Below are 22,413 nucleotides of genomic sequence, written 5' to 3'. Positions count from 1 at the left end.
CTTGGAAACACGATTGAATTCTATAAAAACAATATTCCAAATTTCAATAAAACGATTATTTTTGTTTTCTAAAAATTCTTTTGAATTGTCTATTTTTTTATTTTCATAATCATAAAATATTTCAGTACAAGGACCACATGGTCCGCTATCACCCATTTGCCAAAAATTTTCAGAATTATATTGAGTATGATTTTTATCACCTATTTTTATAATACGTTCAGTAGGTATTTTAATGATTTTATTCCATATTTTATATGTTTCACTGTCATTTTGGTATACTGATACCCACAATTTATTCTTCGGTATATTAAACCATTTTTTTGATGTTAATAATTCCCAAGCGTACTCAATTGCTTTTTCTTTAAAATAGTCCCCAAAACTAAAGTTTCCAAGCATTTCAAAAAATGTATGATGTTTTGAACTATATCCTACATTTTCTAAATCGTTATGTTTTCCTCCAGTTCTCAAACAGCGTTGAATAGTAGCTATACGTGGGTAATTGCTTTTTTTTTCACTTAAAAATATTTCTTTAAATTGATTCATACCTGCATTAGTAAATAATAATGTAGAATCATTATATGGAACTAAAGAGCTACTTGGAACAATAACATGTCCTTTTTCTTGAAAAAATTTTAAAAAATCTTGACGTATTTTGTCTGTTGTTATATTCATTATTTTCTTGTTAATGTAAAAATACATATTAATTATATAAAGTATTCTAAAAGTAGAATTTATTTATTGTATCTTTAAAATTTTTAAAAAATTATAAAAGAATAATATTTTACAATTCTTTCTGTTAAATTTTAATTTTCTTGAATTTTATTTAGTAAAATTATTTTTGATATTTTTTTTGCTGTGTCAAAAATTCTTAATGCTTTATAAGACTTTTTCATATATATGAGACTTTTTCTTGCAGCTGGCGTTTCTGAATATTTTTGGATCATTTCTTCTCCTCTATTTACAACTGCTATATATTCTTTATTGAAAAAATAAAATTTTAAGATTTCAAGATCATGTTCAGATAAACGATTTTTTATATATATTAAATTTTTTTTAGCATTTATAATATAGTGACTTTGAGGATATTTGTGTATGAAATTTTGTAGTTGAAAGAATGCATTTTTCGCATAATTAAGATCATTTTTGTAATAATCTATGGGTAAAATTTTAAAAAACACATCTTTATCTAAAGACATACTAATTAGGCATTGTATATATTTAACATAATCTAAATTAGGATGATTGGGATAAAAATTGATAAATTCTTTTATATTTTTTTCGGCCATTTCAAAATTAAAAATTTTATAGTAAGCATAAATTAAATGCATTTGAATTTTATCCCTACTAAAATTAGTAACGTTGTTTTTCTTTATTTTTTCTAATATTAATATAGCATTGTTAAAATTTTCTTCTTTTAACTCTTTTTTAGACTTTTCATAGAGAGTATATGTTTCTATAAAATAATGATTACTTAAAGATTTAGAATGAACTGTTAAGTTCAAAAATAAAATCATAAAAATCAATATAATGCTGTTCTTTTTTTTCATCATTTTGTATTCAATTTCAATTAATAAAATTTTTTATTAAAATGTTTATGTTTGTAATTATATAGAATACCATATTCTATAAATAGAATATCATATTCTATAAATATTAAAGATTCGTTTTAATTACTATAAAAATATTCATTTAATTACAAGAAGGACAAAGAAGGACAATCATATTGAAAAAAATAGAATTAAGTTCTACTGCATCATGTTTTTTGTTTTCAGGACAAAGACTAGATTTGGTTTTATCTAAATTATTTAAAGAATATTCTCGTTCTTACCTAAAGAATTTAATTATTATGAATCGGGTACTAGTTAATAATGGAATTATCAATCAACCTGATAAAAAAATTTTAGGAGGAGAAATTCTTACAATTCATCCTTTCCCTCAAGATTTATTATCTAATACTCCTGAAAACATTTTTTTAAATATTGTTTATGAGGATAAAGATATATTAATAATTAATAAACCTGCTGGTTTAGTTGTACATCCGGGTCCTGGAAATAGAAAAGGTACAATTTTAAATGCTTTATTATATCGTTATAAAAATATTAAAGATTTACCTCGTGCCGGTATAGTTCATCGTTTAGATAAATATACTAGCGGATTAATGGTGATTGCAAAAACTATTTTTGCTTATAATTACTTATTAAAATTATTAAAAAAAAGAAAAATTACTCGAAAATATGAAGGAATTGTTAGAGGAAAAATGATTTCAGGTGGGACTATAAATAAACCTATCATGCGTCATCATACTAAAAGAAGGTGTATGACGGTTCATGATTTAGGAAAACAATCAGTAACACATTATAAAATTATCAATCGTTTTAAATTTCATACTCATATAGCTATACGATTAGAAACAGGACGTACACATCAAATTCGTGTTCATATGTTATATATTAAATATCCGTTAGTTGGAGATCCTTTTTATGGAGGAACTTTTAAAATTCAAATAAATTGTAGAAAAAATAAAAAAATCAATAAAATATATACATTTTCTCGTCAAGCGTTACATGCAAGCCATCTTTCTTTTTATCACCCTGTTACTAAAAACTTAGTATCTTGGACAATACCTTTGCCTGAAGATATGAAAGAACTTATTTCAAAAATACAGAGTATTTAATAATATTTTTATTTATTATTATTTTTGTTTCTAATAAAATATGTATATTTTTATATAAATTTTTCTTTTTAAGTAAAATTTCTTTATATAATACATATAATTATACAAAAACCAAGAGTTGATAGTATTATGCTAAAAAAAAAAATAAATACAGAATTTTTATTTTTATCTACTATAAACAATGAAGGTAAAAACATAAAACAACCTTTGAGTGAATTAGTTAAAAAATCTTTAAAATATTATTTGTTAAATTTAAATGGTAAAGTTGTAAACAATTTATATGAATTAGTATTAGCTGAATTAGAACAACCGATTTTAGATATAATAATGCAGTATACTAGAGGAAATCAAACACGTGCTTCTTTAATAATGGGAATAAATCGTAGCACATTACGTAAAAAATTAAAAAAATATAATATGAATTAATTATTTTAAAGATTTTTTTGATTGTTTTTAAATTGCACTTTCTATTTTATGAAAATTTGAGAGAGTGCAATAGCATATTTTAAATTAATTTAAAATTTTTTATCATATTTTGCAAAATCATTTAATGTTTTATAAATATATTATAATTATATTTTATTTTATAAAATTTTTAAAATAATAATTTTTAAAATTTTTTATATTCTAAAAATTTTTTTTATTCATAAATTTTATTTTTTTTTAAACCTATCATTCTATTAAATATTGTCTCTAATGCCCAATAGTAACCGTCTAAACCTAATCCGCAAATTACACCTTTAGAAATATCAGACAACCATGAATGAGAACGAAAATTTTCTCTAGAATAAATATTTGAAATATGGACTTCGATAAAAGGTATATCAACTGCAATTAATGCATCTCTGATAGCTATACTAGTATGCGTAAATGCAGCTGGATTGATAATAATATAATCTATATTTTTTCTTGAAGAGTGAATTTTATCGATTAATACATGTTCTGCATTAGATTGTATATGATGTAAAGATAAATTAAGTTTTTTTGCTTTTATTTTTAATTTTTCTATCAAATTATTCAGAGTAATATTACCATAAATTTCAGTTTCTCTGGTTCCTAGAAGATTTAAATTAGGTCCATTTATTAATAATACATTTATAATATTCTTCATATTTTTCTCTTTTAACAATTGAATTTAAATATAATAAAATATATTTTTTAAAATGCTATATAATATTTTTAGAAAAAATATTTTTTGTTTTTTCATTTTATATTTTATAATAGATACATATAATATTATCATAAATTAAGTGAGTTTAAATGACATTTGAATTAGTTACAGAATCTTTATTAACTCAAAACAAAATAAATCATCAAGATATTTTTAGTTCTTTAGAAGAACTCTGTACTCGCAAGTTAGATTATGGAGACCTTTATTTTCAATCTAATCTTCATGAATCTTGGTCACTAGAGAATGGTATTATAAAAGAAGGAAATTATCATTCTGATGAAGGCATTGGTGTTAGAGCTATCAAAGGAGAAAGTACAGGATTTTCATATGCAGATCAAATATCAATAGATTCTCTGCGAACAAGTACTAAAAAAGCGTGTAGTATTATTTTTACAAAAGGTTTAGTAAAGGCTAAAACTTTATCAAAAAAACAAATACAACCTTTTTATAGTAGTACTGATCCTTTAAGATCATTTTCTTCTCGAGAAAAAATTGATCTTCTTTATAGAGCAGATCACATAGCGCGCAGTCTTGATCATCGCGTTACAGAAGTTAATGCCAGTTTAACAGGAACATATGAAAAAATCTTGATTGCTTCTACTGATGGTGATTTGGCAACTGATATAAGACCATCAGTACAATTTTCAATTAGTGTTTTAGTTGAAGATCATGGGAAAAGAGAGCGTGGTAGAAGCGGAGGAGGAAGCCGTACTGATTATAACTTTTTTTTAAATAAAGATGATTTTTCAAAGGAAACACGGCTTGATTATTGGTCTAGAGAAGCAGTTCGTATAGCGTTATTGAATTTATCATCTAAAGATGCTCCTTCAGGGACATTTCCAGTAGTTTTAGGATCTGGATGGCCAGGTGTTTTGTTGCATGAGGCTATAGGACATGGCCTAGAAGGTGATTTTAATAGAAAAGGAACTTCAGTATTTACCAATATGATTGGTAAAAAAGTTGCATCAGAATTATGTACTATTATTGATGATGGAACAGTTAAAAATCAACGTGGTTCGTTAAGTATTGATGATGAAGGCACTCCTGGTCAGTATAATATTTTAATTGAAAATGGTATATTGAAAAAATACATGCAAGACAAACTGAATGCACGTTTAATGGGAATGCAATCTACTGGAAATGGACGTCGTGAATCTTATGCATGTTTACCAATGCCCCGTATGACTAATACTTATATGTTATCCGGAAAATCGAAATTAGATGACATCATCAACAGTGTTGATTATGGGATATATGCTGTCAATTTTTCTGGAGGTCAAGTTGATATTACTTCTGGAAAATTTGTCTTTTCTACTTCAGAAGCTTATTTAATCCAAAAAGGAAAAATTATTACACCGATTAAAAATACAACTCTAATAGGATCAGGTCTAGAAGTTATGCAACAAATATCCATGGTTGGTGATGATTTAAAAATGGATCACGGAATGGGTATGTGTGGAAAAGATGGCCAAAATATTCCGGTTGGGATAGGTCAGCCATCTATGAAATTAGAAAAATTAACCATAGGTGGCACTGCATAATTTTCGAAGATAAAAATTTACTTTTATTTTACTACTATAAAAATAATGCAGTCAAGAATTCTGTCATGACTGCATGTTAAAATTAACCTAGTCTTTCTTTAATACGAGCGGATTTTCCAGTTCGAGCTCTCAAGTAATATAATTTTGCTTTTCTAACTAAACCTCTTCTTTTAATAATAATTTCATCAATACTACAAGAATGTGTTTGAAAAACTCGTTCAATACCCTCTCCATTAGATATTTTACGTACAGTAAAAGATGAATTTAACAAACGATTTTTTTTTGCTATTACTATTCCTTCAAAAGATTGTAGACGTTTTTTAGAAGATTCAATTACCCAAACTTTAACTTCTACAGTATCTCCGGGCCTAAAAATAGGTATATTTTTTTTTATTTGTTTTGTTTCAATTTCTTGAATTATATTGAGCATGATTTCCTCTTCAATTTAGACGAATAAAAGAAATTAATAATTATTTTTTTTTTCTGATTTTTTAAATTCATCTAATAGAATTTTTTCTTCTTTAGTTAAAATTTTTTTCTTTAGAAGATCAGGACGTTTAATCCATGTTTTCCCAAGTGATTGTTTTAAACGCCACATGCGAATTTTATTATGATTTCCAGACAATAACACTTTAGGTACTGACATTTGTTTTATAATTTCAGGCCGAGTATAACTAGGATAATCAAGTAAATTATTAGCGAAAGAATCTTCTTCTATTGATTTTTTTTTTTAACTACACCTGGTATTAATCGAGATATAGAGTCAATCATAACCATAGCAGCTAATTCTCCTCCAGTTAGTATATAATTGCCAATAGACCATTCTTCATCTACTTGATTATCTATAATTCGTTGGTCAATTCCCTCATATCGACCACATATTAAAATAATTTTTGTTTTTGCAATTAATTCTTGCATGTTATTTTGTTCTAGTTCTTTTCCTTGCGGAGACAAATAAATAACAGTTGCATTCGCAAATTTAGATTTAGCTTCTTGAATAGCTAAATATAATGGTTCGACACTCATTAACATCCCGGGTCCTCCTCCATAAGGACGATCGTCTACAGATTTATATTTATTTTTGCTAAAACGTCTCGGGTTTAAAAATTTAATATCAATAATTTTTTTTTTGATTGCTCGTCCGACGATTCCATAATCAGTAATTGCACGAAACATTTCTGGAAAAATAGTGACAATATTAAACCATATTGTAGTATTATGTTTTTTTTTTATATTAGAATACATAACTTAGTTCCATTGTACTAATATAAATTTATTATGAGTATTCACGTTTTTTATTATTTTGTTCTCAATAAATGGAATTAATATATTTTTTTTAAATATATTTGATTTATTTTTTATTACAAGAATATCGTTATTTTTTGTTCTTATTAAATCAACTACAATTCCCAAATAATGTTGTTTTAAATTAAATACTTTATATTTAATGAGATCATTCCAATAATAATCATTTTTGTTGAGTTTAGGTAATGTATATTTGCTAATCATTATGTCTGAATTAGTAAATCGACTAATTATAGATCGATCAGAAATACCTTTTATATGAACAATAAAATTGTTTTTGTGTTTCTTCCAATTTTCAAATTGAACTTTTGTCCATTTTTTTTCTTTAAAAAAAAACCAGGGAAGATAATTAAAAATTTTTTCTTCTGTTTCTGTAAAAGAAAAAATATTTATCCAACCTAATATCCCATAAGATTTTCCAACTTTTCCTATCAATAACGGTTTATCTGGTTTATTAACACTAATATTTATAATATTACCTCTTGGAATTTAGTATTTTTATTAGTTTTTTAGTTCTTTCTGACATCTGAGCACCTTGATTGATCCAGTATTTAATGCGTTCTAAATTTAACTTTAATGTTTCAGATTTTCCTTTAGCGATAGGATTAAAGTATCCTAAACGTTCAATAAAACGACCATTTCTGGAAAAACGACTGTCAGCTGCTACCATCTTATAAAAAGGACGTTTTTTTGTTCCATATCTAGCTAAACGAATTTTTACCATATCTTTTCTTCTTAAAAGTTATTAAATTAAAAGGATTATTGTCAATGAATTAAAAAACAAAATTACACTTTTTATAGTATAAAAGTAAAGAATTTAATGAATTTATTTTTATATAATTTTTAAAATCTTTTGGGAAACATGTTTTTTATTCCTCGCATGACTTTTGTTATTCCATCAGTTTTAATTTTTTTCATGATTCTTCGTATATCATCAAAATTTTTTAATAATTTATTTACATCTTGTATTTGTGTTCCAGAACCTAAAGCTATTCTACGTTTTCTTGAACCCTTTATAATCATTGGTTTTTTTCTTTCTTTCGGAGTCATAGAACATATCATCGCTTCAGCTTTATTTAAAGTATTTTCATCTGTATTTAACAATGATATATTGTTAGATAATTGTTGGTTCATAGAAAACTTATCTATAAAGTAATTTAAACCTCCTATTTTTTTCATTTGTTTAATTTGTGTTAAAAAGTCATTTAAGTTAAAATCATGACCTTGTTTGATTTTTTTTGTAAGTTGTTGAATTTTGGATTGACCTACTTTTTCTTCAATGTCTTCAATAAGAGAGATGATATCATTCATCCCTAGAATTCTATCAGCTATTCTTTCGGGATGAAATGTTTCTAATGATGTTATTTTTTCTCCTGTTCCTATGAATTTAATTGGTTTTCCAGTGATATATCGCATAGATAAAGCAATACCACTTCTAGAATCGCCATCTGTTTTAGTCAATATTATACCAGATATTAATAAATCATTATTAAATATTTTTGCCATATTTACTGCATCTTGACCCATCATTGCATCTACGACTAAGAGTGTTTCAATAGGATTTGATAGATTTTGTATCTTTTTGATTTCATTCATCATTTTTTTATCAATATGCAAACGTCCTGCTGTATCGATTAATAAAACGTCATATAATTTTAATTTTGCGTATTTTATTGCCTGTGCAGTAATTTCTATTGGTGTTTGATTTTCAACAGATGAAAAAAAATCTATTCCGATTTCCTGAGACAATATTTTAAGTTGTTTAATAGCAGCTGCACGATAAATATCAGTAGATGCAATTAATATTTTTTTCTTGTGTTTATTTTGAATCCATTTTCCTAATTTTGCTAAACTGGTAGTTTTCCCTGCTCCTTGTAAACCAACTACTAATACAACTGCAGGTGGTTGTGTAGATAAGTTTAAAGAATTATTTTTTTCACCCATAGCAAATATTAATTCATGTTTAACAATTTTTATAAATTCTTGTCCAGGAGTTAAACTTTTATTTATTTCATGACCAATTGATTTTGTTTTAACATTTTCTATAAATTTTCTTATTACTGATAATGTTACATCTGCTTCTAATAAAGCTTTTCGAACTTCTCGTATAGTATCTTTGATATTTTCTTCTGTAAGTCTTCCTTTATTGATAATTTTTTTAAAGCTATTTGAAAGACGTTGAGTTAAATTTTTAAACATTGTTTTTACTCTTAGTAAATTTTTTAATATTTTATTTGAAATAAAAATTAAGATTCAAAATCAATATTTATTAATTAAAAATGATTATTTTTTATTATTTGAAATAGTTAAAATAAAATATTTAGAAATCTATTTAACTTTTAAATACGTAATATATAAAATTTTTTATTTTTTAATAATATATTCTAAAAAATTTTTACGGTACTATTGGAACTATATTTTCACTGGGATAACAACCTAAAATTTTTATAAATTTAGTGATATTCTTTATTTTTTTAAGAACGTCTTGCATCAATTCCGATGATAAGTTCACTTGAATGTCAATATAAAACATTTCTTCCCATGGATTTTTGTAAACTGTTTGAGAAGTTAATTTTTTCATGATTAGCTTTTTTTCTTTTAATACCAATAAAACCTTTGCTAGAGCTCCTGATTCTTGTCCTGTGCTAAATATTAACGTTGTTTTAGTTGGTATTTTTTCAGAAATTTTTATAGGGTTACGATTTAATACAATAAATCTTGTAATATTTTTTTCTTTATTTGCTAAATTTTTCGTCAAGGTTTTTAATTTATAAATTTTACCTCCTATTTCACTGCCTAATGCTGCATTAGTCGTATCATTATATTCGACAATTTTTTTCATTGCATCTGCTGTGCTTTTAGTATATTTGATATTCCATTCTGGAAACTTATTAATAAAATTACTACATTGTTGAAATGGTTGAGGATGACTGTACACTGTTTTTATTTTGCATAATTCAATTTTTTTTAGTGCAAGCAAACAATGATTTATAAAAATATTAATTTCTCCAATAATAAATAAATTAGTATTTTTTAAAATATTAAAAACTTCTTTAATAGAACCGGAGCAAGTGTTTTCAATTGGTAAAATTGCATAATCTGATTGATTATTCTCAACCGAAAAAATTACTTCTTCAAATGTTGAGCATTCATTTGTAATACATGTTTGAAAATTTCGATTTGCGTATTCACAAGCAGCAAGGTGAGAGTAAGAACCTTTAGGACCAAGAAATGAAAAATTTTTAGGAATTAAATCATGCTTATTACAAAATTTTTGTAATAATTTTTTTTGAGTAGATACAGATTCTTCAATTATCAGTTGGAACAATCGAGTTATATATTCAGGCGTTAGATGGTTTTTTTTTGCTAAAAAAATTAAATTTTGCAATATTTTTTTTTCACGTTCTAAATCACGTATGGCTTGATTATTTTCTATTTTAGATTGAGCTATTTTTAATACTAGATTCTTTCTTTTTGCTAATAGTTTTACTATTTTTTTATCGATATTATTGATTTCATTACGAAAAATCAGCAAAGAATTTTGAGTAGGCATAGTTTATTACCTATAAAAGATATGATACTTCTGAATATAATATAAAATATTGCAAAAAATTTTATATAAAATAAATATAAAATAAATATAGAAAATTATATTTAATTTTTTAAAAACATAACTAATTCAGTTAATTTAATTTTGCAAAAAACACATGAAAATAATTTTAAATTATATTTCAGTAAAATATGTTTACTATATCTTATTAATGTGAATCATAGTATTATTTTCTGTATAAATAATTATTTTAAATCGAGTTTTATATGAAAACTTTTTCAATTAAATCGGGTCAAATTAAAAGAAATTGGTATTATATAGATGCAACTGGTAAAATATTAGGAAGATTAGCAAGCATATTGTCTTTTCATCTTAGAGGTAAACATAAAGTAGAATATACTCCTCATCTTGATACTGGTGATTATATCATTGTTATAAATGCTTCAAAAATATTAGTTACAGGAAAAAAACGAACTGATAAAATTTATTATCATCATACAGGTTATGTTGGTGGTATAAAAAAATCTAGATTTGAAGAGATGATTTCTCGTCATCCAGAAAGAGTAATAGAAATTGCAGTAAAAGGTATGTTGCCGAAAGGTCCTTTAGGACGTTCGATGTTTAAAAAATTAAAAATTTTTTCTCATGAAAATCATGAACATATGGCACAATGTCCACAATTGTTAAATATTTAATAAAAGGGTATATAAAATAAATGATTCAAACTCAAAACTATGGTACGGGTCGTCGTAAAAGTTCTTCAGCTAGAGTATTTCTTAGGTCTGGCAACGGAGAAATTATTGTTAACAAACGTTCTTTAAATGAATATTTTGGTCGTGAAACATCTTGCATGATTGTTCGTCAACCATTAGAATTAGTTGATATGATAGATAAATTTAACATTTACATTACGGTTAAAGGCGGAGGCATTTCTGGTCAAGCTGGTGCAATTCGTCAAGGTATTACTCGTGCTTTGATTAAATATAATCAATCATTACGTTTTGAATTAAGAAAATCTGGTTTTGTAACACGTGATTCACGTCAAGTTGAACGTAAAAAGGTTGGTTTTCGAAAATCGAGGAAACGTCCACAATTTTCTAAACGTTAAGTTCAATAAAAAGATAATTGATCTAAAAGAACTTGGTTGTTTAATAGACCGAGTTCTTTTTTTTATTTTTCTAAATATTGACTTATGTCAAAACATAATTTTTTTATACCGATTTTTTTTGCTGAAGAGATAAAATAGCATTTTTCATTTATTTTAAATTGACTGGTTATTTCATCAGTTATTTTATTTAATTTTTCTAAGTTCAATAAATCTATTTTGTTAAAAATTAACCATCTTGGTTTATTATATAGTTTTATACTATATTTTTTTAATTCATTTAGAACAATACGTATATTTTGTGCCGGATGGCAATTATTATGAGGAACTAAGTCAACAACATGAAGTAACAATTTACATCTTTCTAGATGTTTTAAAAAACGAATTCCCAATCCAGAACCATGAGATGCCCCTTTAATTATACCTGGAATATCCGCTATAATAAATTTTTTGTTATTTTGAACAGTTACACTACCTAATACTGGATTTAATGTTGTAAACGGATAATTTGCAACTTTTGTTTTAGCTCCAGATATGCTTGTAACTAAAGTAGATTTTCCAACATTAGGCATTCCTAATGTTCCGACATCAGCTATTAAAACTAATTCTAATTGTATATCTCTTTTTTCTCCTATGGTACCTAATGTACTTTGTCTAGGACTTCTATTTGTTGAAGACTTGAATCTAGCATTACCTAATCCGTGCCAACCTCCTTTAGCAATAAGTATTTTTTGCTTATGTTGAATTAAATCACCTATTGTTTCTCGTGTTTGATGATTTATTGCTCTTGTTCCTATCGGAACATGTATTTTTATATCAGCTCCTTTTTTACCAGAGCATTTTCTACTTGATCCATTTTGTCCATTTTTTGCTTGAAATTTTTTTTTAAATCTAAGATCTATTAGTGTGTTTAAATTATTGTTGGCCTCTAACCAAACATCGCCGCCGTCTCCGCCATCTCCACCGTCTGGACCTCCTTTAGGAACGTATTTTTCTCTTCTAAAATTAACGCAACCATTTCCGCCATTTCCAGCAATAACTTGTATGATAGTTTCATCGATAAATTTCATTTTTTAATCCATATATAATATTTTCACATTAATAATTATTGTAATATTTTATAGAGTTATTTGTTCAAATAAAGTGATTTTTTAATAAATCATATATTTTAAAAAAATATAAACCCCCTAGAGCAGGGGCTTTCATATATAAATTATTTATTGTTTAATTAACAATGTTTATATATGTTCTTTTTTTTAATCCTTTTTTTTTGAATTCTACTTTTCCTTTTATAGTAGCAAAAATTGTATGATCTTTCCCGCAACCTACATTTTCACCTGGATGAAATTTTGTTCCACGTTGCTTGACAATTATACTGCCTGCTTTAATCAGTTGACCACCAAAACATTTAACACCTAGTCTTTGCGCATTAGAATCTCGTCCATTTCTAGTCGAACCACCAGCTTTTTTATGTGCCATTTATTTAAATTTCCTCTTTAATATTATTGATTTCTATAATTTTTACGTCAGTAAAGTGTTGACGATGACCTTGCTGTTTTTTATAATGTTTACGGCGATTAAATTTAATAATTTTAATTTTTTTTAGACGACCATGTTTTTGAATTTTTGCTCTTATTATTCCATTAGTTATAAAGGGAGTACCAATTTTTATAGAATCTTTATCAGATACCATTAAAATTTTGTTAAATTCTATAGTTGTACCAAGTGGATTATTTAATTTTTCTAATCTGATCACCTGATTTTTAATTGCGCGATATTGTTTTCCGCCGCTTAAAAAAACTGCATACATAAAAAACTCCAGTTATTTAATATTTATATTTTTATAAAAAATAATTGATTTTTATTAAAATATATTTTTAATAAATAGTATTTTTTGAAAATTGATTGGATATTACAGAAAAAATTAATTTTTATATAATTTTAATATTTGCTCCTATTTTATTTAGTTTATTAGGAAATGATTCATAGCCTCTGATAAGATGATAAGTATGATTCACTATTGTTAAACCTGCGGCAATACAACCCGCTAATATTAATGTTGCTGATGCTCTCAAATCGCTGCAAAAAACATTAGAAGAAATCAGTTTAGGTACCCCATAAGATATAATTGTATTTTTTTTAATTTTTATTTTAGCTCCCATACTAATTAACTCGGATATATAAATAAAACGATTTTCAAATATAGTTTCTGTTATAGTACCTACACCTTGAGAAATTGCATTCAGTAAAGCAAATTGAGTTTGCATGTCTGTTGGAAAACCAGGATAAGGCGAAGTCAAAATATTTAAAGACTTGGGTCTTCTCCCCCTCATGTCTAATTTAATCCAGTCTTTTCCTGTTTGAATTTTTGCTCCAGCTTCAGTTAGTTTTATTAATACACTTTTTAAGTGTTTAGGTTCAGTTTTATGGCAAATTATATGACCTTGAGAAGCAGCGGCAGCTACCAAGAATGTTCCTGTTTCAATTCTATCTGGAATCACTCGATGTCTACCACCATTTAATTTTAAAACACCTTTAATATGTATTTTATTACTACCTGCGCCAATAATATTAGCACCTAAAGTATTTAAAAATTTTGCGGTATCGATAATTTCTGGTTCACAAGCAGCGTTATCAATTATTGTAGAACCTTCAGCTAAAGTAGCTGCACTCATAATTGTAATGGTAGCGCCAACACTGACTTTTTCCATTAAAATATATTTCCCCTGTAAACGGCCTTTGACAAAAGCATTAATACAATTGTCTTTTAAATCAATTTTTGCACCTAACTGCATCAAACCGTTTAGATGTAAATCCACAGGTCTGCTACCAATTTTACATCCCCCAGGTAAAAATATTTTTGCTTTACCAAAACGTGCTAGAAGAGGACCTAATATCCAGATTGAAGCTCTAATTTTTTTAATTAGATAATATGGAGCATGAAAAATATTTATTGAGCTTGCATCAATACATAACGTTTTTTGATATTGTATTTTTACTCCTAAATATTTAAGTAATTTAATTGTTATTTTAATATCAGTTAAATTGGGAACATTACTAATTTTTATTTTGTCTTCTGTTAATATAGTCATAAATAAAATTGGTAAAGCTGCATTTTTAGAACCTGAAATAATAACGTTACCATTTAAACTTTTATTTCCTTCCACATATAATTTATTCATACATTAATAAATCTCTATTGCATTAATATTTTTTATTTTAATAGATGATTAGAAGTATGTATTTTGTTTTTCTTTTCCCATTCTTCTGGGGTATAAGACAGTATAGAAACTGCATGAATATGTTTTTCTGTAATTATATTTATTAAAGGTGTGTAAACTGTTTGCTGTCTTTTCACTTGACTAATACCTTTAAAAATATTTCCTATTGCAATGATCTTAATGTGATTGTTATCTCCTGTAATGTAAGCTTTTTCTAGATTTAGTTTTGTAATAAGTAATGATTTTATATCTTGATTATTCATTTTTTAATATGCTTTTAATTGAGTAAATGAAATGGCTTAAAATCATGAAGTAATAATTAATATTCTTCTGTGAATTGAGAATTTATAAGTATACAACTAAACTCTTAAAATTTTGATAAATTTTATTTTTTACTTTAAAATAGATCAATATATTTTAATGTTGAAATATATATTTTTTACATGAAATACAATAAATAATTTTTTAAATCACTTAAATAAATTATTTAAAAAATATAATATTTTTATTTCCAATGTATTTTAAATGTCTTTTTGTAATTTGTGAAACATGATCAGATAAAATTCTATTTTATCATTTTAAAATATAAAATTTTTATAGAAGATCTTATTAATAGATTAAATATAGAAAATATTAATAGTTATAAACTATAAAATATATAATTTGATTAATTACAGAAGTATAATTTATCATTTTTTTGAATTTTAAAAAATATTTTTTCACTTTTAGAAATTATTTTTAAAATATTGACCAATAAAATAGTGGAGTATTTACATGATTAATTTAATTCCAATGACTGTAAGAGGAGCAGAGAAACTGCGTCAAGAACTGCAAAAATTAAAAAATATAAAACGTCCGCGTATTATTACAGCAATAGCAGAAGCTAGAGAACATGGTGATTTAAAAGAAAATGCTGAATATCATTCAGCTCGTGAAGAACAGAGTTTTTGTGAAGGACGTATTAAAGAAATTGAGTTAAAATTATCTAATTCTCAAATTATAGATATAACAAAAATATCTAATAATGGTCGAGTAATTTTTGGTTCAACAGTCAGTATTTTGAATATAAGAAATAATGAAAAATTTACTTATCAAATTGTTGGTGATGATGAATCTGATTTTAAAAAAAATTTGATTTCTATTAATTCTCCAATAGCAAGAGGTCTTATTGGAAAAAAAATTAATGATGTTGCAACTATATGTACACCAGGTGGTGATGTAGAATATCAGATTTTAAAAATAAATTATATATAGTTTTAAGCATTGTGAGTTTAATTAAGATTGTTTAAAATTTTTTTTATTAAAAAATTGATTGCAAATTAGTGAAAATATGATTGCTAAAAAAAAGTCAAGTAGTTCTAATCGTTGGTTATTAGAACATTTTCAAGATCAATATGTCAAGGAAGCAAAAAAAAATAATATACGTTCAAGAGCTTGGTTTAAATTGGAACAATTAGATAAAATTAATAAATTATTTAAAATTGGTATGAATGTTATTGATTTAGGTGCTGCTCCTGGAAGTTGGTCTCAATATGCTATTAGTAAAATAGGAAAAAAAGGACGTGTTATAGCTTGTGATATATTACCTATTAAACCAATAACTGGTGTTAATATTTTTCAAGGAGATTTTCGTAATAAAAAAACATTAAATTTGATGCTTAGTTCTTTAAGTAATACTAAATTTCATTTAGTGATGTCAGATATGGCTCCTAATATGACAGGTAATTGTTGTATTGATATGCCAAATATTATTGACTTGTCTAAGTTAGCATTAAAAATATCAAATTATGTTTTGTCTAAAAATGGTATTTTTTTGCTAAAATCATTTCATGGAGAAGGTTTTAATGAATTATACAAAGAAATTAAAACATTATTTACAAAAACTAAAATTTGCAAACCTAAAACTTCTCGAACAAGATCTCGAGAGGTATTCATTCTAGCAACCAGATAAAAATTATAATAATCTGTGTTGTTTTTAAAATATAGATTCCATGAGAGGTTGTTCCTTTGAGTGACATGGTTAAAAACCTGATCTTCTGGTTAGTTATCACAGTAATATTGATGTCTATTTTTCAAACTTTTAATACTAATGATATCAATAATCATAGAGTTGATTATTCGACTTTTCTATCAGAAGTAAATCAAGATCAGGTCCGTGAAGCATATATTAACGGACGTGTGATTAGTGTTACTAAAAAAGATAGTAGCAAGTACACTACCTGTATTCCTATTAACGATCCTAAACTTTTAGATAATCTTCTGACAAAAAAAGTTAAAATTGTTGGAGCAATGCCTGAAGAACCAAGTCTTCTTGTTTCAATTCTTATATCTTGGTTTCCGATGTTATTACTTATTGGTGTTTGGATTTTTTTTATGCGTCAAATGCAAATGGGTGGTGGAAAAGGTGCAATGTCATTTGGTAAGAGTAAAGCACGTATGCTATCAGAAGATCAAATTAAAACTACCTTTGCAGATGTTGCGGGATGTGATGAAGCTAAAGAAGAAGTTAGTGAATTAGTAGAATATCTTAAAGAGCCCAGTCGTTTTCAAAAATTAGGAGGTAAAATTCCTAAGGGTATATTAATGGTTGGTCCGCCTGGTACTGGTAAAACATTGCTTGCTAAAGCAATAGCTGGAGAAGCTAAAGTCCCTTTTTTTACTATCTCTGGTTCCGATTTTGTTGAAATGTTTGTTGGCGTCGGGGCTTCAAGAGTAAGAGATATGTTTGAACATTCCAGGAAATCTGCACCATGTATAATTTTTATTGACGAAATTGATGCTGTAGGACGTCAAAGGGGTGCTGGATTGGGTGGGGGACATGACGAAAGAGAACAAACACTCAATCAAATGTTAGTAGAAATGGATGGTTTCGACGGAAATGAAGGTATTATTTTAATAGCAGCTACTAATAGACCTGATGTTTTAGACCCGGCTCTCTTGCGTCCTGGTCGTTTTGATCGTCAAGTTATCGTAGCACTGCCAGATATTCGTGGAAGAGAACAAATTTTAAAAGTACATATGAGAAAAGTTCCTTTATCCAAAGATGTAGATCCTATGATTATTGCACGTGGAACACCAGGTTTTTCAGGTGCGGATTTGGCTAATTTAGTTAACGAAGCAGCTCTTTTTGCAGCTAGACTTGATTGCCGGGTAGTTTCTATGTTGGAATTTGAAAGAGCAAAAGATAAAATGATGATGGGTTCTGAAAGAAAGTCGATGGTTATGAGCGATTTTCAAAAAGAATCTACGGCATATCATGAAGCTGGTCATGTTATTATTGGAAGGTTAGTTCCTAATCATGATCCTGCACATAAAGTAACTATTATTCCTAGAGGACGAGCATTAGGTGTTACATTTTTTTTGCCGGAATCTGATACTCTTAGTATTAGTCGTCAAAAGTTAGAAAGTCAAATATCCACTTTATATGGTGGTCGTTTAGCAGAAGAAATTATTTATGGCGCTGATAATGTTTCTACTGGTGCTTATAATGATATTAAAATAGCTACAAATTTAGCACGAAATATGGTAACTCAATGGGGTTTCTCAGAAAAATTAGGACCTTTATTATACGCTGAAGAAGAAGGTGAAGTATTTTTAGGTCGTTCAGTAGCTAAAGCAAAACATATGTCTGATGAAACAGCTAGAATTATTGATGAAGAAGTAAAATTGTTAATTGAAATTAATTATAGTAGAGCTCGAAATATTTTAAATGAAAACATTGATATATTACATGCTATGAAAGAAGCATTAATAAAATACGAGACTATTGATGCTTTTCAAATTGATGATTTAATGAAAAGAAAAGAAGTGAGAAAACCAAAGGGATGGATAGAGCCAGATGTAAATAAATAATTTCTTTAATATTAGACAGATAAATATATTTTTTATATATTTTAATAAAAGTTTTATTTTAAAAAAATATTAATTTGATAAATTTTAACATTCCTTCATTTGATGTATCTTAAAATAAGATGAAGTGATAAAATTATTATAACTTCATCTTATTTTTAATAAAAAAGTAAAATTTATTATAATTTATTGCAAAATATAATTATTTTTAAATAATATAGGAATGAAAGTATTATGACTTTTTTGCAATATTTTAAAACAGATGGCATCCGGGGAAAAGTAGGAGTGAATCCGATTACACCAAACTTTTTGTTAAAATTAGGATGGTCAATTGGAACAGTTTTAGGTAAAAATAAAACAAAAAAAATTATTATCGGAAGAGATACACGTGTTTCGGGATCTATGTTACAGTCTATTTTAGAATTTGGTATTTTATCCACAGGAGTGTCTACTTTACTAGCCAATTGTATCCCTACTTCAGCAATTGCATATTTTACTAAATCTTTTAATGCTTCTGCCGGAATTGTAATTTCAGCTTCTCATAATTTTTTTTATGACAACGGAATAAAAATTTTCTATAAAAATGGAATAAAACTAACTAAACAAGTAGAATGTTCTATTGAAAAAAAAATAAAAGATACTTTTTTTTATCCTGATAATACAAATTTTGGTTTTTCTAATAATATTATAGATCCTGAAAATCAATATATTAACTTTTGTAAAAACACCTTTCCTAAAGATTTAAATTTATCGAAATTTACTATTATTGTAGATTGCGCTAATGGTTCGACTTTCAATATAGCACCTAAGATTTTTCAAGATTTAGGTGCAAAAGTTATAACAATTTCTATTAATCCCAATGGTGTAAATATAAATGAGAATTCAGGATCTACTAATATTACAAAATTAAAAAAGTTAGTTTTATTAGAAAAAGCTGATATCGGTTTAGCATTTGATGGGGATGGGGATCGTGTAATAATGGTAGATCATTTGGGAAATACAGTAGATGGAGATCAAATAATTTATATTATTGCAAAAGAATATTTAAAAGAAAATAAATTAAAAGGTGGTGTTGTAGGTACTTTAATGACTAATACGGGTGTAATTTTAAGTTTAAAAAAACTTGGGATTCCTTTTTATACTGCGCCAACAGGAGATCGTAGTGTATATCAAAAAATTAAAGAAAAAAAATCAATTTTAGGAGCTGAAAAATCAGGTCATATTATTTTATTAGACAAACACACTACTGGTGATGGAATTATTGCTAGTTTACAGGTCTTGTTGATTATGATCAAGAATAACATGACGTTGTATAATTTATCGCATCAAATAAAATTATTTCCTCAAATTTTGTTAAATATTTTCGTAAAAAAAGATGAAAATTTAAATGAAAATATAAAAATAAAAAATATTCTTTCACGATATAAAGATTTTTTAGGTAAAAATAGTCGTGTTTTAGTTCGTAAATCTGGTACAGAACCGTGTATTAGAATTATGGTTGAGGGGGAAAATTATTCAAAAGTTTACAAGCTAGCTCATGATATTAAAGAAACTATTCAATTGCTTTAATTTATATATTTCATAAAAATGATAGTTATGATAAATTTTGAAATTGAATATATGATTTATATATAAAAATTTATATGTAATTTAAAAAATATTATAATCGGTAATATTAAATAGAAAAAGGAAGTAGTCTTTTATGCATTTGTTTTTTTCAATTTTTTTTATTTTTATTTCTATTTTGCTAATTTTTTTTATTTTACTACAGCCTGGGAAAGGGCTAAATAATACAGGCTATTTAAATATAAAAAATAATATTAAATTTTTCAGTGATATTAGAAACAATAGTTTTATAACAAATATTATTAAAGTTCTTTGTTTCTTGTTTTTAGTAACAAGTATTATGTTGTGTAACATTAATAATAGAAAAATTGATTCGGATTTTTTTTTAGAAGACAACCACAAAAAAACTACAATAGAAAAAAATTTTTTAAATAAAAAAAATTTAAATTCTGATATACCTGATTAATTATCGTTTCATATAAAATATATACGATTATAGTAAATTTTACCGGGATGGTGAAACTGGCAGACACGCTATCTTGAGGGGATAGTGCCTAATAGGCGTATGGGTTCAAATCCCATTCTCGGTATCAATAACGTATCATCGAATAATATTTTGGAATAATTCGATTATCTTTTAAATCAATCATACTCAAGTATTTAATTTGTAAAGATTATCAATAATCATTTTATTATAGGGTGATAGTGCACCTGAAACCCCGAATTTTCGGGGTTTTTTATTAGAACATTTATTCTGCATAATATAGCTTAATTAGTCTTTAAATATTAAGTAATAATTAATTATATAAACTCTTGATTAATAAAAATTAGTGTATTAATTGTCTAATTTCATAATTAAATTTTTTTGTAATTAATACATGAAAAATGAGTTTTAATTGCTCATTTTAAAAATTTTTATTTTGAGGTTCTATTAAGATGAATAAAGAAATATTAGCTGTTGTTGAAGCTGTTTCTAACGAAAAATCTCTCCCACGTGAAAAAATTTTTGAAGCTTTAGAAATTGCATTGGCAACAGCAACTAAAAAAAAACATGAACAAGAAATTGAAATAAGAGTAAGTATCAATCGAAAGACTGGGATTTTTAGTACTTTTCGACGTTGGATGGTAGTAGAAACAGTAACTCAACCAACTAGAGAGATTACTTTAGAAGCAGCATGTTTTGAAGGTGAAAAATTTCGTCTTAACGATTATATAGAAGAACAAATTAAATCTGTTAATTTTGATAGAATAACAACTCAAACTGCGAAGCAGGTAATTGTTCAAAAAGTTCGTGAAGCAGAACGATCAATGTTAGTTGAGCAATTTCGTAAATATATAGGTCAAATTATTACAGGTATAGTTAAAAAAATTAATCGCGATAATATAATGTTAGACCTAGGTAATAATGCTGAAGCATTGATTTTACGCGAAGGCATGTTACCTAGAGAAAACTTTCGTCCAGGTGATCGAGTTCGTGGTATTTTGTATGGAGTTTATCCAGAAGCTCGGGGAGCTCAATTATTTATTAGTCGTTCAAAAACTGAAATGCTCATTGAATTATTTCGCATAGAAGTACCTGAAATTGGAGAAGAAGTAATTGAGATAAAAGCTGCGGCACGTGATCCGGGGTCTCGTGCTAAAATTGCAGTAAAGACTAATGATAAGCGTATTGATCCAGTAGGAGCTTGTGTAGGTATGAGAGGAGCTCGTGTACAAGCCGTGTCAAGCGAATTAGGTGGAGAACGTATTGACATTATTTTGTGGGATGATAATCCTGCTCAATTTGTTATAAATGCTATGGCACCAGCTGATGTATCTTCTATTATTGTCGATGAAGATCGTCATTCTATGGATATAGCGGTAGATAATAACAATTTAGCACAAGCAATCGGTCGTAATGGTCAAAATGTTCGTTTAGCTTCTCAAATCAGCGGTTGGGAATTGAATGTCATGACCACGGAAGATCTTAATTCTAAACATCAAGAAGAAGCCCATGCTGCTTTTGATGTTTTTAAAAAAAATTTAAATATAAATGACAATCTTATTAAGATTTTAGTAAAAGAAGGTTTTTCTTCTCTTGAAGAATTAGCATATATACCATTTCATGAATTACTAGAAATTCAAAATTTAACTAAAGATCAAGCAAAGCTTATACGTGAATGTGCAAAAAGTAAATTGCTCTTAATAGAATCAGAAAAAAAAAATACTATATTTAAAGAAAAAAAAATAGCAGAAGATTTATTGAAAATAAATGGTATGAATAAAGTTTTAGCTATGCAGTTAGCGGAAAAGAATATATTTACTTTAGAAGAATTAGCTGATCAAGGAATAGATGATTTAACTGATATTAAAAATTTAAATTCTGAACAAGCTGGTTTGTTAATTATGACTGCTCGTAATATTTGTTGGTTTGGTAATAAAGTCTGATAAT

At 26.4% G+C, this 22,413-nt stretch carries 24 protein-coding genes, 1 tRNA gene and 1 pseudogene; 12 read left to right on the top strand and 14 right to left on the bottom strand.

The features are described 5' to 3' along the window. A partial coding sequence (locus ACTP5B_RS03055) for an alanine--tRNA ligase-related protein (RefSeq protein ID WP_464829900.1) occupies positions 1 to 672 on the bottom strand: 672 nt, incomplete at its 3' end. 131 nt (positions 673 to 803) lie between these two features. Beyond that, complete coding sequence (locus ACTP5B_RS03050; protein ID WP_464829904.1) at positions 804 to 1,547, bottom strand: outer membrane protein assembly factor BamD; 744 nt, start codon at positions 1,545 to 1,547, stop codon at positions 804 to 806. A 173-nt stretch (positions 1,548 to 1,720) separates the two neighbouring features. On the opposite strand from ACTP5B_RS03050, the gene rluD reads away from it, so the two are divergent. Together rluD and fis are read left to right on the top strand one after the other, a co-directional pair. Next, positions 1,721 to 2,674 carry a 23S rRNA pseudouridine(1911/1915/1917) synthase RluD gene (gene rluD / locus ACTP5B_RS03045; RefSeq protein WP_464829903.1) on the top strand — a complete coding sequence of 318 codons (954 nt, stop codon included), beginning with the start codon at positions 1,721 to 1,723 and terminating at the stop codon, positions 2,672 to 2,674. Positions 2,675 to 2,803: 129 nt separating this feature from the next. After that, positions 2,804 to 3,100 carry a DNA-binding transcriptional regulator Fis gene (fis, locus tag ACTP5B_RS03040; RefSeq protein WP_464829899.1) on the top strand — a complete coding sequence of 99 codons (297 nt, stop codon included), beginning with the start codon at positions 2,804 to 2,806 and terminating at the stop codon, positions 3,098 to 3,100. A 214-nt stretch (positions 3,101 to 3,314) separates the two neighbouring features. Here fis and aroQ read toward each other — a convergent pair whose 3' ends face one another. Beyond that, on the bottom strand, positions 3,315 to 3,785 hold the full coding sequence (gene aroQ, locus ACTP5B_RS03035) for a type II 3-dehydroquinate dehydratase (RefSeq protein ID WP_464829898.1): 471 nt from the start codon (positions 3,783 to 3,785) through the stop codon (positions 3,315 to 3,317). 149 nt (positions 3,786 to 3,934) lie between these two features. Between aroQ and tldD the strand changes: the two genes are divergently transcribed. Then, positions 3,935 to 5,386, top strand: coding sequence for a metalloprotease TldD (tldD, locus tag ACTP5B_RS03030; protein WP_464829896.1), 1,452 nt, complete (start codon positions 3,935 to 3,937; stop codon positions 5,384 to 5,386). Between the two features lie 82 nt (positions 5,387 to 5,468). On the opposite strand, the gene rplS is transcribed toward tldD, so the two are convergent. The 6 genes and pseudogenes from rplS to ACTP5B_RS03000 all read right to left on the bottom strand — a co-directional run bounded on the left by rplS (position 5,469) and on the right by ACTP5B_RS03000 (position 10,244). Continuing rightward, positions 5,469 to 5,816 carry a 50S ribosomal protein L19 gene (rplS, locus tag ACTP5B_RS03025; protein ID WP_464829895.1) on the bottom strand — a complete coding sequence of 116 codons (348 nt, stop codon included), beginning with the start codon at positions 5,814 to 5,816 and terminating at the stop codon, positions 5,469 to 5,471. Positions 5,817 to 5,849: 33 nt separating this feature from the next. After that, positions 5,850 to 6,619, bottom strand: a pseudogene (trmD, locus tag ACTP5B_RS03020) (tRNA (guanosine(37)-N1)-methyltransferase TrmD). A gap of 15 nt (positions 6,620 to 6,634) precedes the next feature. Continuing rightward, positions 6,635 to 7,165: a ribosome maturation factor RimM gene (gene rimM / locus ACTP5B_RS03015; RefSeq protein ID WP_464829902.1), complete on the bottom strand. Its 531-nt coding sequence runs from the start codon at positions 7,163 to 7,165 to the stop codon at positions 6,635 to 6,637. A 1-nt stretch (position 7,166) separates the two neighbouring features. Next, positions 7,167 to 7,415 (bottom strand): 30S ribosomal protein S16, encoded by a 249-nt coding sequence (gene rpsP, locus ACTP5B_RS03010; protein ID WP_464829894.1) that lies wholly within the window; start codon positions 7,413 to 7,415, stop codon positions 7,167 to 7,169. Positions 7,416 to 7,534: 119 nt separating this feature from the next. Next, positions 7,535 to 8,890 carry a signal recognition particle protein gene (gene ffh, locus ACTP5B_RS03005; protein WP_464829892.1) on the bottom strand — a complete coding sequence of 452 codons (1,356 nt, stop codon included), beginning with the start codon at positions 8,888 to 8,890 and terminating at the stop codon, positions 7,535 to 7,537. 196 nt (positions 8,891 to 9,086) lie between these two features. Continuing rightward, positions 9,087 to 10,244, bottom strand: a complete 1,158-nt coding sequence (locus tag ACTP5B_RS03000) for a chorismate mutase (RefSeq protein ID WP_464829890.1) — start codon at positions 10,242 to 10,244, stop codon at positions 9,087 to 9,089. Between the two features lie 263 nt (positions 10,245 to 10,507). Here ACTP5B_RS03000 and rplM point away from each other — a divergent pair, with 263 nt between their 5' ends. Then, positions 10,508 to 10,936 (top strand): 50S ribosomal protein L13, encoded by a 429-nt coding sequence (gene rplM, locus ACTP5B_RS02995; RefSeq protein ID WP_464829889.1) that lies wholly within the window; start codon positions 10,508 to 10,510, stop codon positions 10,934 to 10,936. Between the two features lie 20 nt (positions 10,937 to 10,956). Further along, a complete protein-coding gene (gene rpsI, locus ACTP5B_RS02990; RefSeq protein ID WP_464829887.1) occupies positions 10,957 to 11,349 on the top strand; it encodes a 30S ribosomal protein S9 in 393 nt (130 codons plus the stop codon). 62 nt (positions 11,350 to 11,411) lie between these two features. On the opposite strand, the gene cgtA is transcribed toward rpsI, so the two are convergent. From cgtA to ACTP5B_RS02965, 5 genes are all read right to left on the bottom strand, one after another. Further along, positions 11,412 to 12,416 carry an Obg family GTPase CgtA gene (gene cgtA, locus ACTP5B_RS02985; protein WP_464829886.1) on the bottom strand — a complete coding sequence of 335 codons (1,005 nt, stop codon included), beginning with the start codon at positions 12,414 to 12,416 and terminating at the stop codon, positions 11,412 to 11,414. Positions 12,417 to 12,570: 154 nt separating this feature from the next. Next, positions 12,571 to 12,825 (bottom strand): 50S ribosomal protein L27, encoded by a 255-nt coding sequence (rpmA, locus tag ACTP5B_RS02980; protein WP_464829884.1) that lies wholly within the window; start codon positions 12,823 to 12,825, stop codon positions 12,571 to 12,573. Between the two features lie 4 nt (positions 12,826 to 12,829). After that, entirely contained in the window at positions 12,830 to 13,156 is a 327-nt protein-coding gene (gene rplU / locus ACTP5B_RS02975) for a 50S ribosomal protein L21 (protein WP_464829883.1), read from the bottom strand. 121 nt (positions 13,157 to 13,277) lie between these two features. After that, a complete protein-coding gene (murA, locus tag ACTP5B_RS02970; RefSeq protein WP_464829881.1) occupies positions 13,278 to 14,528 on the bottom strand; it encodes a UDP-N-acetylglucosamine 1-carboxyvinyltransferase in 1,251 nt (416 codons plus the stop codon). A gap of 32 nt (positions 14,529 to 14,560) precedes the next feature. Beyond that, positions 14,561 to 14,830 (bottom strand): BolA family protein, encoded by a 270-nt coding sequence (locus tag ACTP5B_RS02965; protein WP_464829880.1) that lies wholly within the window; start codon positions 14,828 to 14,830, stop codon positions 14,561 to 14,563. Between the two features lie 511 nt (positions 14,831 to 15,341). Between ACTP5B_RS02965 and greA the strand changes: the two genes are divergently transcribed. From greA to nusA, 7 genes are all read left to right on the top strand, one after another. Then, on the top strand, positions 15,342 to 15,821 hold the full coding sequence (gene greA, locus ACTP5B_RS02960) for a transcription elongation factor GreA (protein WP_464829878.1): 480 nt from the start codon (positions 15,342 to 15,344) through the stop codon (positions 15,819 to 15,821). Positions 15,822 to 15,897: 76 nt separating this feature from the next. Continuing rightward, positions 15,898 to 16,518 (top strand): 23S rRNA (uridine(2552)-2'-O)-methyltransferase RlmE, encoded by a 621-nt coding sequence (rlmE, locus tag ACTP5B_RS02955; protein WP_464829876.1) that lies wholly within the window; start codon positions 15,898 to 15,900, stop codon positions 16,516 to 16,518. A 65-nt stretch (positions 16,519 to 16,583) separates the two neighbouring features. Beyond that, positions 16,584 to 18,419 (top strand): ATP-dependent zinc metalloprotease FtsH, encoded by a 1,836-nt coding sequence (gene ftsH, locus ACTP5B_RS02950; protein WP_464829875.1) that lies wholly within the window; start codon positions 16,584 to 16,586, stop codon positions 18,417 to 18,419. A gap of 231 nt (positions 18,420 to 18,650) precedes the next feature. Continuing rightward, positions 18,651 to 19,985 carry a phosphoglucosamine mutase gene (glmM, locus tag ACTP5B_RS02945; RefSeq protein WP_464829873.1) on the top strand — a complete coding sequence of 445 codons (1,335 nt, stop codon included), beginning with the start codon at positions 18,651 to 18,653 and terminating at the stop codon, positions 19,983 to 19,985. Positions 19,986 to 20,118: 133 nt separating this feature from the next. After that, the gene (secG, locus tag ACTP5B_RS02940; RefSeq protein ID WP_464829872.1) at positions 20,119 to 20,448 is read left to right on the top strand and encodes a preprotein translocase subunit SecG; all 330 of its coding nucleotides are present in this window, start codon (positions 20,119 to 20,121) and stop codon (positions 20,446 to 20,448) included. Positions 20,449 to 20,489: 41 nt separating this feature from the next. Continuing rightward, positions 20,490 to 20,572, top strand: a tRNA-Leu gene (locus ACTP5B_RS02935). A 346-nt stretch (positions 20,573 to 20,918) separates the two neighbouring features. After that, entirely contained in the window at positions 20,919 to 22,409 is a 1,491-nt protein-coding gene (nusA, locus tag ACTP5B_RS02930; protein ID WP_464829871.1) for a transcription termination factor NusA, read from the top strand. Positions 22,410 to 22,413: the final 4 nt, after the last annotated feature.

The organism is Buchnera sp. (in: enterobacteria), from assembly GCF_056343165.1.
This window is presented reverse-complemented; position numbering and strand designations above follow the sequence as displayed.

Bases quoted from the DNA above. Each gene is read 5' to 3' on its own strand.
- tldD (WP_464829896.1), top strand. From the start codon at position 3,935: ATGACATTTGAATTAGTTACAGAATCTTTATTAACTCAAAACAAAATA.
- rplU (WP_464829883.1), bottom strand. From the start codon at position 13,156: ATGTATGCAGTTTTTTTAAGCGGCGGAAAACAATATCGCGCAATTAAA.
- ACTP5B_RS03000 (WP_464829890.1), bottom strand. From the start codon at position 10,244: ATGCCTACTCAAAATTCTTTGCTGATTTTTCGTAATGAAATCAATAAT.
- aroQ (WP_464829898.1), bottom strand. From the start codon at position 3,785: ATGAAGAATATTATAAATGTATTATTAATAAATGGACCTAATTTAAAT.
- rplS (WP_464829895.1), bottom strand. From the start codon at position 5,816: ATGCTCAATATAATTCAAGAAATTGAAACAAAACAAATAAAAAAAAAT.
- secG (WP_464829872.1), top strand. From the start codon at position 20,119: ATGCATTTGTTTTTTTCAATTTTTTTTATTTTTATTTCTATTTTGCTA.
- rlmE (WP_464829876.1), top strand. From the start codon at position 15,898: ATGATTGCTAAAAAAAAGTCAAGTAGTTCTAATCGTTGGTTATTAGAA.
- ACTP5B_RS03050 (WP_464829904.1), bottom strand. From the start codon at position 1,547: ATGAAAAAAAAGAACAGCATTATATTGATTTTTATGATTTTATTTTTG.
- nusA (WP_464829871.1), top strand. From the start codon at position 20,919: ATGAATAAAGAAATATTAGCTGTTGTTGAAGCTGTTTCTAACGAAAAA.
- rplM (WP_464829889.1), top strand. From the start codon at position 10,508: ATGAAAACTTTTTCAATTAAATCGGGTCAAATTAAAAGAAATTGGTAT.
- ffh (WP_464829892.1), bottom strand. From the start codon at position 8,890: ATGTTTAAAAATTTAACTCAACGTCTTTCAAATAGCTTTAAAAAAATT.
- greA (WP_464829878.1), top strand. From the start codon at position 15,342: ATGATTAATTTAATTCCAATGACTGTAAGAGGAGCAGAGAAACTGCGT.
- rpsI (WP_464829887.1), top strand. From the start codon at position 10,957: ATGATTCAAACTCAAAACTATGGTACGGGTCGTCGTAAAAGTTCTTCA.
- ACTP5B_RS02965 (WP_464829880.1), bottom strand. From the start codon at position 14,830: ATGAATAATCAAGATATAAAATCATTACTTATTACAAAACTAAATCTA.
- rpmA (WP_464829884.1), bottom strand. From the start codon at position 12,825: ATGGCACATAAAAAAGCTGGTGGTTCGACTAGAAATGGACGAGATTCT.
- ftsH (WP_464829875.1), top strand. From the start codon at position 16,584: ATGGTTAAAAACCTGATCTTCTGGTTAGTTATCACAGTAATATTGATG.
- rpsP (WP_464829894.1), bottom strand. From the start codon at position 7,415: ATGGTAAAAATTCGTTTAGCTAGATATGGAACAAAAAAACGTCCTTTT.
- glmM (WP_464829873.1), top strand. From the start codon at position 18,651: ATGACTTTTTTGCAATATTTTAAAACAGATGGCATCCGGGGAAAAGTA.
- cgtA (WP_464829886.1), bottom strand. From the start codon at position 12,416: ATGAAATTTATCGATGAAACTATCATACAAGTTATTGCTGGAAATGGC.
- fis (WP_464829899.1), top strand. From the start codon at position 2,804: ATGCTAAAAAAAAAAATAAATACAGAATTTTTATTTTTATCTACTATA.
- murA (WP_464829881.1), bottom strand. From the start codon at position 14,528: ATGAATAAATTATATGTGGAAGGAAATAAAAGTTTAAATGGTAACGTT.